This is a genomic window from Actinomadura sp. J1-007, from assembly GCF_009793335.1.
GTDB lineage: Bacteria > Actinomycetota > Actinomycetes > Streptosporangiales > Streptosporangiaceae > Spirillospora > Spirillospora yumaensis.
On record NZ_WING01000001.1, the window covers coordinates 6,761,589 to 6,770,659 of the forward strand.

At 71.5% G+C, this 9,071-nt stretch carries 12 protein-coding genes; 1 reads left to right on the top strand and 11 read right to left on the bottom strand.

The window, feature by feature from the left end; translation table 11 throughout:
• Positions 1–10 precede the first annotated feature (10 nt).
• The 4 genes from pip to GEV43_RS30715 form a co-directional block, all read right to left on the bottom strand.
• Positions 11–976, bottom strand: coding sequence for a prolyl aminopeptidase (pip, locus tag GEV43_RS30700; protein ID WP_160823656.1), 966 nt, complete (start codon positions 974–976; stop codon positions 11–13).
• Positions 977–1,001: 25 nt separating this feature from the next.
• Positions 1,002–1,409, bottom strand: a complete 408-nt coding sequence (locus GEV43_RS56435; RefSeq protein WP_375539066.1) for a Zn-ribbon domain-containing OB-fold protein — start codon at positions 1,407–1,409, stop codon at positions 1,002–1,004.
• Positions 1,410–1,411: 2 nt separating this feature from the next.
• The gene (locus tag GEV43_RS30710) at positions 1,412–2,581 is read right to left on the bottom strand and encodes a thiolase family protein (RefSeq protein ID WP_160823657.1); all 1,170 of its coding nucleotides are present in this window, start codon (positions 2,579–2,581) and stop codon (positions 1,412–1,414) included.
• 124 nt (positions 2,582–2,705) lie between these two features.
• Entirely contained in the window at positions 2,706–3,674 is a 969-nt protein-coding gene (locus GEV43_RS30715; RefSeq protein ID WP_160823658.1) for a GlxA family transcriptional regulator, read from the bottom strand.
• A 70-nt stretch (positions 3,675–3,744) separates the two neighbouring features.
• On the opposite strand from GEV43_RS30715, the gene GEV43_RS30720 reads away from it, so the two are divergent.
• Positions 3,745–4,398 (top strand): HD domain-containing protein, encoded by a 654-nt coding sequence (locus GEV43_RS30720; protein WP_160823659.1) that lies wholly within the window; start codon positions 3,745–3,747, stop codon positions 4,396–4,398.
• 81 nt (positions 4,399–4,479) lie between these two features.
• On the opposite strand, the gene ehuA is transcribed toward GEV43_RS30720, so the two are convergent.
• From ehuA to GEV43_RS30750, 7 genes are all read right to left on the bottom strand, one after another.
• The gene (gene ehuA / locus GEV43_RS30725) at positions 4,480–5,361 is read right to left on the bottom strand and encodes an ectoine/hydroxyectoine ABC transporter ATP-binding protein EhuA (RefSeq protein ID WP_160823660.1); all 882 of its coding nucleotides are present in this window, start codon (positions 5,359–5,361) and stop codon (positions 4,480–4,482) included.
• Positions 5,348–6,001, bottom strand: a complete 654-nt coding sequence (gene ehuD, locus GEV43_RS30730; protein WP_160823661.1) for an ectoine/hydroxyectoine ABC transporter permease subunit EhuD — start codon at positions 5,999–6,001, stop codon at positions 5,348–5,350. Before ehuD ends, ehuA begins: the two co-directional genes overlap by 14 nt.
• Positions 6,002–6,003: 2 nt before the next feature.
• Complete coding sequence (locus tag GEV43_RS51475) at positions 6,004–6,324, bottom strand: ABC transporter permease subunit (protein WP_309239919.1); 321 nt, start codon at positions 6,322–6,324, stop codon at positions 6,004–6,006.
• On the bottom strand, positions 6,297–6,716 hold the full coding sequence (locus GEV43_RS51480; protein WP_309239920.1) for an ABC transporter permease subunit: 420 nt from the start codon (positions 6,714–6,716) through the stop codon (positions 6,297–6,299). The genes GEV43_RS51475 and GEV43_RS51480 overlap by 28 nt, the downstream gene beginning before the upstream one ends.
• Before the next feature lie 6 nt (positions 6,717–6,722).
• Positions 6,723–7,616, bottom strand: a complete 894-nt coding sequence (gene ehuB / locus GEV43_RS30740) for an ectoine/hydroxyectoine ABC transporter substrate-binding protein EhuB (protein WP_160823662.1) — start codon at positions 7,614–7,616, stop codon at positions 6,723–6,725.
• Between the two features lie 98 nt (positions 7,617–7,714).
• On the bottom strand, positions 7,715–8,623 hold the full coding sequence (gene thpD / locus GEV43_RS30745) for an ectoine hydroxylase (protein WP_160823663.1): 909 nt from the start codon (positions 8,621–8,623) through the stop codon (positions 7,715–7,717).
• Positions 8,620–9,015 carry an ectoine synthase gene (locus GEV43_RS30750; RefSeq protein ID WP_160823664.1) on the bottom strand — a complete coding sequence of 132 codons (396 nt, stop codon included), beginning with the start codon at positions 9,013–9,015 and terminating at the stop codon, positions 8,620–8,622. The genes thpD and GEV43_RS30750 overlap by 4 nt, the downstream gene beginning before the upstream one ends.
• Between the last annotated feature and the right edge of the window lie 56 nt (positions 9,016–9,071).

Genomic DNA, 9,071 nt, shown 5'->3' on the forward strand with positions numbered 1-9,071 from the left:
CGGCGCGGCCTCAGGTTTCGGCGGCGAACGCGTCGGTGGCCTGGACGAGCCGCTCCAGGATCCCGGGCTCGTCGAACGAGTGCCCCGCGGCCGGGACCAGGTGCAGGTCCGAGCCGGGCCACGCCTGGTGCAGCCGCCAGGCCGCGTCGGGAGGGGTCAGCAGGTCGTAGCGGCCGTTGATGATGACCGCGGGCAGGTGGCTGATCGCCGAGACGCCGCGCAGGAGCTGCGCCGGCTGCAAGAAGAACCCGTTGCGGAAGTAGTGGTTCTCGACCCGGGCGACCGCCAGCAGGGACCGCGCGTCCTCGTCCTCCTCGGGCTCGCGCGGGATCAGCGTGCTGGTGACGTCCTCCCACAGGATCCACGCGCGCGCCGCGGGAAGGTGCACGGCGGGGTCGGGGTCGGCCAGCAGCCGCGCGTAGGCGTTCATCAGGTCGCTGCGCTCGGCCTCCGGGATGGCGAGCCGGAACGCCTCCCAGATCTCCGGGTACAGGCGCGCGACCCCGGCGGCGCCGAGGAACCACGCCTCGGCGTTGGGCAGGTAGAGCCGGACGCCGCGCAGCACGAAACCCGTGGCGCGCTCCGGATGCTCCTGGCCGTACGCGAGCGCGAGGGCGCTGCCCCACCCGCCGCCGAACAGCAGCCACCGGTCGATCCCGAGCAGCTCGCGGAGCCGTTCGATGTCGCCGATCGTGTGCGCGGTCGTGTTGGTGGTCAGGTCCGCCACCGGGTCGCCCGCGTGCGGACGGCTCTGGCCCGAGTTGCGCTGGTCGAACATGACGAGCCGGTACGCGTCCGGGTCGAACAGCCGCCGGTGCACGGGCCCGCAGCCGCCGCCCGGCACGCTCTGGAGGTACAGGGCGGGCCTGCCCTCCGGGTTCCCGCAGGTCTCCCAGTAGAGCTCGTGGCCGCCGCCGACGTCGAGGAACCCCGCGTCGTACGGTTCGATGGGCGGGTACAGGACAGCCGGTTCCATGACCCCCAGTCTCGCCCGCCGGAGATCATCCGCAGGTCAGGCGGGGGTGAAGAGGATGTACGACTCGCCCTCGGCCGGATGCCGGTAGGACGGCCGCAGCGGCAGCCCCTCGCGCAGCGCGCCGGGCTCGGCCCCGTCGAGGCGGGCGTGCAGCCACGGCCCTCGGCGAGCTCCACCAGCGCGAGCACGGCCGGGGCGGGACGGTCCCGTCCGCGGCGGGGCGGCCGTGCGTGACCGTCCAGGTGACCAGGGCGGCGTCGCCGCTCGCCTCGGCCCAGCCGAGCTCCTCGTCGCCGCAGCCCGGGCAGCCCGCGGCGTCGGGCGCGAACCACCGGTCGCACGCCTCGCACCGCCTGACCACCAGCCGCTCCCGCGCCGTCCCGTCGAAGAACGGGTCGGTGCGGCCGTCGCGGCGCAGCACGCCGATGTCCATGCTCAGGCCCCCTTCGCGTGCGGGCTGACGATCAGGGTCGAGTGGTGGTCCAGGATGCCGCCGTTGCCGCTGACCAGGATCACGTCGTTGGCGGGCGCCTGGCGTTCGCCGCCGTCGCCGCGCGCCTGGATCACCGCCTCCGACAGCGGCGTCATGCCCCACATGTAGTAGCTGGAGAGCTGCCCGCCGCCGGTGTTGGTCGGCAGCGACCCGCCGGGCGCGAGCGCGCCGGACGCGGCGAACGCGCCGCCCTCGCCCTTCGCGCAGAACCCGTAGTCCTCCAGGGACACCAGCACCGTGTACGTGTAGCAGTCGTAGAGCTCGCAGACGTCGACGTCGTCGACCGTCACCCCGGCCATCTTCATCGCGACCGCGCCCGACGCCGCCGCGCCCGTCGTCAGGCCGAACTCGCTGCCGCGCTCCTTGCGGATCCCCGGGTGCCCCTGCCCCCAGCCCCACAGGTGGACGGGCGGGCGGGCGAGGTCGCGGGCCCGGTCGGCGGCGGTGACGACGACCGCGATCGCGCCGTTCGACACGATGCAGCAGTCCAGCAGGTGCAGCGGCTCGGCCACCCACCGGGACTCGCGGTGGTCGTCGAGCGTGATCGGCTCCCGCATCTGGGCGAGCGGGTTGCGGGCCGCCCACGCGCGGGTGCCGACCGCGATCGCGCCGAGCTGGTCGGCGGTCGTGCCGTACCGGGCCATGTGCCGCTGCGCGGCGAGGGCGTAGAACGCGTTGACGCTGCGGAACCCGAGCGCCGCCGTCATCCCGCCGAACCCGTACCACTCGGGCGCGTCCCGCTGGTACGCCGACCCGGCCGACTGCTTCGGCTTCAGCGGCGCGTCGGCGAACACGCACGCCACCGTGGACGCCGCGCCGCTGAGCACCGACATCGCCGCGTACGACACCATCGCCCCGGCGGTCGCGCCGTAGGCGTTCATCTGCGTGAGCAGCCGCAGGTCCTTCAGGCCGAGGGTGTCGGCGAGCTCGATGCCGGGGGAGCCGCCGAGCCCGTGGCTGACCAGCAGACCGTCCAGGTCGCCGAGCGCGAGGCCCGCGTCGGCGACCGCGAGCCGCACCGCGTCGGCCGCGAACCGCCGCGGGCTGCGCCCGTACACCCTGCCGAGCTCGGTCATGCCGAGGCCCGCGATGCAGGCGCCGCCGGGGGGCATGGATCACCGTCCTTCCGATCGTCTGCCGCCCACGCTACCGAATGTCGTTCGGTACGTTCCACGCCCGCCCCCGGTGAACGTCGTCACCCGTTCGCCCGAGCCCGCCGCGCGCGGGACGGCGCGGTCAGCCGCCCCGGGCGCGGAAGGCGCTGCGGTACGCCTGCGGCGACGCGCCGACGGCGCGCGCGAAGTGCGCCCGCAGCGTCACCGGCGACCCGAACCCCGCCTCCGCCGCGACGCGTTCCACCGGCAGGTCGGTGCTCTCCAGGAGCTGCTGGGCGCGCAGCACGCGCGCCCGCGCGAGCCACTTCAGCGGCGTCGTCCCCACCTGCGCGCGGAACCGGCGCGTCAGCGTCCGCACGCTCGTCGCCGCCTGCCGCGCGATGTCGTCCAGCGTCAGCGGGCGGTGCAGGTTGGCCTCCAGCCAGGCGAGCGTGGGCTGGAGCGCCGTCCCGGTGTCGCGCGGGTCCTCGTGCCGGATGAACTGCGCCTGCCCGCCGTCCCGCTGCAACGGCATCACGACGTACCGGGCCGTCCGCGCGGCCGTCTCCGAGCCGTGGTCGCGCCGCACCAGGTGCAGGCACAGGTCGATGCCCGCCGCGATGCCCGCCGACGTCAGCAGGTCCCCCTCGTCCACGAACAGCACCGCCGGATCGACCTCCACGCGCGGATGGCGGTGCGCGAGCGCGGCCGCGTGCACCCAGTGCGTCGTGGCGCGCCGCCCGTCCAGCAGCCCGGACGCCGCCAGCGCGAACGCGCCGACGCAGATCGACGCGAGCCGCGCGCCGCGCTCCGCCGCCGCGCGCAGCGCGTCCAGGACGGCGGGCGGCGGCTCGGCGAGGAAGTCGTCGTGGCCCGGGACCACGACCGTGTCGGCCCGAGCGAGCGTGTCCAGGCCCCATGGGGTCTCCAGGCGCATCCGCCCGAACGCCGCCGAGGTCACCACCCCCGGCGTCTGCGCGCACACCCGCGTCTCGTACAGCGGCGCGCCGTCCGGGCCGGGCGCCGACCCGAACACCTGGCACGGCACCGACAGGTCGAACGGCACGACCCCGTCCATCGCGAGGACCGCCACCACGTGCGCGCGCTGCATGGCCAGAACGTAGCGCACATCGTCGTTCCGGTCACTGTCGGGCCGGGGGAACGGGCCCGAGGATCGGGGCATGGCTGATCACTTCGCCGATTTCGGCTTCCCCGACACGGACCTCGCCCGCCAGTCCCTCGACTGGGCGTACGAGCACGAGAGCGCCACGCTCGCCAACCACAGCGTCCGCACGTACCTGTTCGGCCGCGCCGCCGGAGAGGCGGGCGGGCTGCGGCCCGGCGCTGCCTACGACGACGAGCTGCTGTTCCTCGCGTGCGTCCTGCACGACGCCGGGCTGACGCCCGAGGGCGACGGCGACCAGCGGTTCGAGGTGGACGGCGCCGACACCGCCGAGGCGTTCCTGCGCGGCCGCGGCCTCGCCCTCGACCGCGCCCGCGTCGTGTGGGAGTCGATCGCGCTGCACACCAGCGTCGGCATCGCCGGCCGGATGCGCCCGGAGATCGCCCTCCTGCACGCCGGGGCGGGCATCGACGTCACGGGGATGGGCGCCGAGGCCGTCCCCGCGGACCTGGCCGAACGGGCCAACGCCGCGTTCCCCCGGCTGGACTGCGGCGCCGAGCTCACCGGCGCGATCACGGCCCAGGCCGTCCGCAACCCGGCCAAGGCGCCCCTGTTCTCGTTCCCGGCGGGCCTGCTGTCGCAGTTCCACCCCGAGATCGCCGTCCCGGCGTGGAAGGACATCGCCGAAGGGGCCTGGCCCGGCACCGCCTGAACGGGCCCGGGCGCGCGTCGCCCGCGTCCCCGGGGCGACAGGGACGCGGGCGACTCGGCGCAGCCGGGACGCGGGAGGCCCTCAGGAAGCGAGGACCGCCTGCAAGAAGTCCCGGGTGCGCTGCTCGGCCGGCTCACCGAAGATCTGGTCCGGCGGGCCCTCCTCGACGATCTGGCCCTGGTCGAACATCAGGACGCGGTCGGAGATGTCCTTCGCGAAGTGCATCTCGTGGGTCACGCACAGCATCGTCAGGTCGCTCTCGCGCGCGATGTCGCGCAGCAGGTCCTGGACGCCGACGACCAGCTCGGGGTCCAGCGCCGAGGTGACCTCGTCCAGCAGCAGCACGTTCGGCTCCATCGCGAGCGCCCGCGCGATCGCGACCCGCTGCTGCTGCCCGCCCGACAGCTGCGACGGATGCGCGTCGATCTTGTCGGCCAGCCCCACCAGGTCCAGCAGCTTGCGTGCCCGCTCGTCCGCCTCGTCCTTGGACACCCCGAGCACGCGCACCGGCCCCTCCGTCAGGTTCCGGCGCACGTTCATGTTGGGGAACAGGTTGAACTGCTGGAACACCATGCCGACCTGCTTGCGCATCTCGTGCAGGTGCTTCTGGTTGGCCGGGACGCGCTTGCCGCCCTTGTCCATGTGCCACAGCGTCTGGTCGCCGATCCAGATCAGCCCCTCGTCGAGCTTCTCCAGCGTCATCAGCAGCCGCAGGATCGTGGTCTTGCCCGACCCGGACGGCCCGATCAGCGTCACGCGCTCCCCGGGCGCCACCGAGAAGTCGAGCTCGCGGAGCACCACGTTCCGGCCGAACCGCTTGACCACCTTCTCGAAGCGGATGCCCGGCGTGCTGCCGCGCGGCAGCGGCGCCGCGGCGGACTGCGTCTTCGCCCCCTTCTCCAGGGACGGCCCCTCGGCCTCTTCCGGAGTCGGGGTCTCGGGTGTGGTGTCAGTTGGTGGCATAACGCCTCTCCAAGCGGCGGATCATGATCGAGGACGGAACGCTGACCGCGACGAACAGCAGCCCGACCAGGGTGATCGGCTCCAGGAACTTCAGCGAGTCGGAGCCGACCTTGAAGGCCGCGCCGAGCAGCTCCGCGACGTTGATCGCCAGCAGCAGCGGCGAATCCTTGAACATGGCGATCAGGTAGTTGCCGAGGGTGGGGATCGTCCGGCGGAACGCCTGCGGCAGGATCACATCCAGCCACACCCGCGACGTCGGCAGGTTGAGGGCGGTGGCCGCCTCCCACTGCCCCTTCGGCACGTCGGCGATCCCGGCCCGGTACACCTCGGCGGTGTACGTCGAGTAGTGCACGCCGAGGCCGATGATCCCGGCGGCCAGGGAGCTCAGCTTGAACCCCCACGCCGGCAGCACGTTGTAGATGAAGAACAGCTGCACCAGCAGCGGCGTGCTCCGGATGAACTCGGTCACCCAGCGGACCGCCTCGTTGACGATCCGGAACGGCGTGCGGCGCAGCAGCGCCCACACCATGCCGAGCACCACCGCGATCACGTAGCCGACCAGCGTCGCGACCACCGTGTAGCGCAGGCCCTTGAGCAGGTCGGGCAGGATGTCGCCGGTGTAGCTCCAGTCCCAGTCCACGCCTACATCACCCCCGTGCCGGGAGCGCCGGCCGCGACCGTGGACAGCGTGGCCTCACGGGACGGCGTGCGCCCGAGCATCCTGTCGACCCGGCGCTCGGCGAGCCGCACCAGGAGCTGGAGCGCCTGCGCGATCACGAAGTAGATCACCAGGATCGCCACGTACGTCCACACCGTCTCGCCGGTGGACGCCTGGATCTGCTTGGCGCGGAACATCAGGTCGTTGATCGTGATCAGCGAGACGATCGCGCTGCCCTTCATCAGCTCGATGAGCAGGTTCCCGAACGGCGGCAGCATCAGCGCCACCGACTGCGGCAGCAGCACGCGCCGCATCCGCTGGAGGGGGTGAAGTTGAGCGCGACCGTCGCCTCATACTGGGCCTTCGGGACCGCGTTGATCGACCCGCGCACCACCTCGGCGCCGTAGGCGCCGACGTTGAGCCCGAGCGAGAGCACCGCCGCGAACATCGGCGTGAGCCGGAAGCCGACCAGGGGCAGGGAGTAGAAGAACCAGTACATCAGCACCAGTGTCGCCGTGCCCCGGAAGAACTCCACGTAGACCCGGTTCAGCGCGCGCACGGCGCGGAGCCGGGAGGTGCCCACGAGGCCGAAGAACAGCGCGAGCACCAGTGCCAGCGCGCTGCCCTCCAGGGTGAGCTGGACGGTGACCCACGCGCCCTTGAGCAACAGCTGGTAGCTGTCGAGGACGTCCGTCACTGTGGATCAGCCCTTGCAGAACTTGTCGGCGGTGTCGTCCGGACCGGGGATCTCGGCCTGCGTGAATCCGAACGGCTGGATGATCGGCAGCAGCCGGTTGCCCGTCTTCAGCTCGTTCAGCTTGCCGTTGAACGCGTTGAGCAGGTCGGAGTCGGCCTTGCGGAACGCGAACGCGCCCGCGCCGAGCTGCTCCTTGCCGTCGACCACCGGGGTGAACGCCTCGGTCACCTCGAACGGCTCGCCCTCGTGCTTGGACATGATGTCGGCCAGCGAGATGCGGGTCAGCCAGACGCAGTCGATCCGCCCGGCCTTCAGCGCCTCGTAGGCGCTCGGCTGGTCCGCCATCGTCTTGATCTTGCTCTTCTTGACCCCGAGCTTCTCGGCGTACCCCTGCTCGACCGCGCCCTGGAGCACGCCGACGGTGACGCCCTTCTTGCCGGGGTCCTCCGCCTTGACCAGGCCCTTCGGGTTGCCCTTGGGCACCAGGAACGCGCTCTTGGCGACGTACTCGGGGTTGGAGAACGCCACCTCGGCGCAGCGTGACGGGATGACGAACATGCCGGCGGCGATCACGTCGAACCGCTTGGCCTTCAGCCCGCCGATCAGGCCGCCGAAGTCGACCTGGACTCCCTCGACCTTCTTGATGCCGAGCTCCTTGAAGATGGCGCGTGCCAGCTCCGGCGCCTCACCCGTCAGCTTGCCCGACTTGTCGGTGAAGCCGTACGGCGCCTCGTTGGCGAAGCCGATCTTGATGGAGCCGTCGCTCTTCGCCTTGTCGAGCGTGCCGCCGCCGGACTTCTCCTTGTCCGGGTCGGTGGTGGAGCAGCCGGCCGCCGCCAGCGGGACCGCCGCCGAGAGCAGGACGGTCGTGCGCAGGAAGTCGCGCCTCGAGGAAGTCATCATTGAACTCCTGGATGTGTGCCGCCGCGCCCGCGGGGGCGCGAACGCCCCCGCGGGCGCGGGGCCGATGATCGGGGATATGGAGTTGTCGGGGCAGATCAGGCGCCGACCGGCGTGAAGTCGCGGGCGCCGATGAACGAGGGGCGCGGGGTGGGGGCGGAGAACGGCTCGACGCAGGTGTTCTCCACGCTGTTGAACACGACGAACACGTTGGAGCGCGGGAACGGGGTGATGTTCCCGTTGGAGCCGTGCATGCAGTTGCAATCGAACATGGTCGCGGAACCCGCGGCCCCGGTGAACAGTTCGATTCCGTGCTTGTCGGCCAGGATCGACAGGCTGTTGGGGTCGGGCGTGCCGATCTCCTGGCCGCGCAGGGACTCCTTGTAGTGATCGGCGGGGGTCTCGCCGACACAGGCAACGAAGGTCTTGTGCGAGCCGGGCATGATCATAAGCCCGCCATTGTGCACGAAGTTCTCGGTGAGCGCGATGGAAATGCTCACCGCGCGCATGCGAGGCATGCCGTCCTCCGCGTGCCAGGTCTCGAAGTCCGAGTGCCAGTAGAAGTCCTTACCAGTGAACCCTGGCTTGTAATTGACCCGGCTCTGGTGAACGTAAACCTCGGTTCCCAGGATCTGCCGGGCCCGGCCGACCACGCGCGGGTCGCGGACGAGCGCCGCGAACACCTCGCTGATCTTGTGCACCTCGAAGATGGACCGGACCTCGTTGGAACCGCGCTCCAGAACGGTGCGCTCGTCGGCGAGGATCCGCTCGTCCGAGGACAGCCGGCGCAGCTCGGCGCGGTAGTCCTCGACCTCCTCCGGGGCGAGCAACTGGTCGACGGTCAGGTAGCCGTTGGCCTCGTAGGAGTCGAGCGTGGCGGCGTCGATCGGGCCGTCGGCGGCGGTGCCGCCGACGACCGGGTCCTGCCGGTAGAGCAGCGCGGCCTCAGCGCCCTTGCGGGTGGGATAGGCGTCGTCGATGGTCGGATGGGACTCGATGATGCTCATGCGTCCTCCTCGGTGAGCAGCGGGTAGACCCCGTTCTCGTCATGGACCTCCCGTCCGGTGCACGGCGGGTTGAACACGCAGACGGTGCGGACGTCCGTGTGCGCGTGCAAGGTGTGGTGCTCGTGCCCGTCCAGCAGGTACATGACGCCTGGCTCGATGCGGTGCTTCTCGCCGGTCTCCTCGTTGACCAGCTCTCCCTCGCCCTCGATGCAGTAGACGGCCTCGATGTGGTTCGCGTACCACATCGCGGTGCTGGTGCCCGCGTAGAGCACCGTGTCGTGCAGCGAGAACCCGACGCCCTCCTTGGCCAGCACCAGCCTGCGGCTGCACCACGTCTCCGCCTTGACGTCGCGCTCGGTGCCGACGACCTCGGTGAGGGAACGAACGATCATGAAACTCCTCTTTCCGCTTCTCGCATGCCGTTAACCTGCGGATTCGTCCGCGAATG

What these genes read in the sequence shown, in the direction of transcription:
- GEV43_RS30715 (WP_160823658.1), bottom strand. Translation starts at nt 3,674, where the DNA reads ATGCAGCGCGCGCACGTGGTGGCGGTCCTCGCGATGGACGGGGTCGTG.
- GEV43_RS30710 (WP_160823657.1), bottom strand. Translation starts at nt 2,581, where the DNA reads ATGCCCCCCGGCGGCGCCTGCATCGCGGGCCTCGGCATGACCGAGCTC.
- GEV43_RS56435 (WP_375539066.1), bottom strand. Translation starts at nt 1,409, where the DNA reads ATGGACATCGGCGTGCTGCGCCGCGACGGCCGCACCGACCCGTTCTTC.
- pip (WP_160823656.1), bottom strand. Translation starts at nt 976, where the DNA reads ATGGAACCGGCTGTCCTGTACCCGCCCATCGAACCGTACGACGCGGGG.
- ehuB (WP_160823662.1), bottom strand. Translation starts at nt 7,616, where the DNA reads ATGACTTCCTCGAGGCGCGACTTCCTGCGCACGACCGTCCTGCTCTCG.
- ehuA (WP_160823660.1), bottom strand. Translation starts at nt 5,361, where the DNA reads ATGCCACCAACTGACACCACACCCGAGACCCCGACTCCGGAAGAGGCC.
- GEV43_RS30720 (WP_160823659.1), top strand. Translation starts at nt 3,745, where the DNA reads ATGGCTGATCACTTCGCCGATTTCGGCTTCCCCGACACGGACCTCGCC.
- GEV43_RS30750 (WP_160823664.1), bottom strand. Translation starts at nt 9,015, where the DNA reads ATGATCGTTCGTTCCCTCACCGAGGTCGTCGGCACCGAGCGCGACGTC.
- thpD (WP_160823663.1), bottom strand. Translation starts at nt 8,623, where the DNA reads ATGAGCATCATCGAGTCCCATCCGACCATCGACGACGCCTATCCCACC.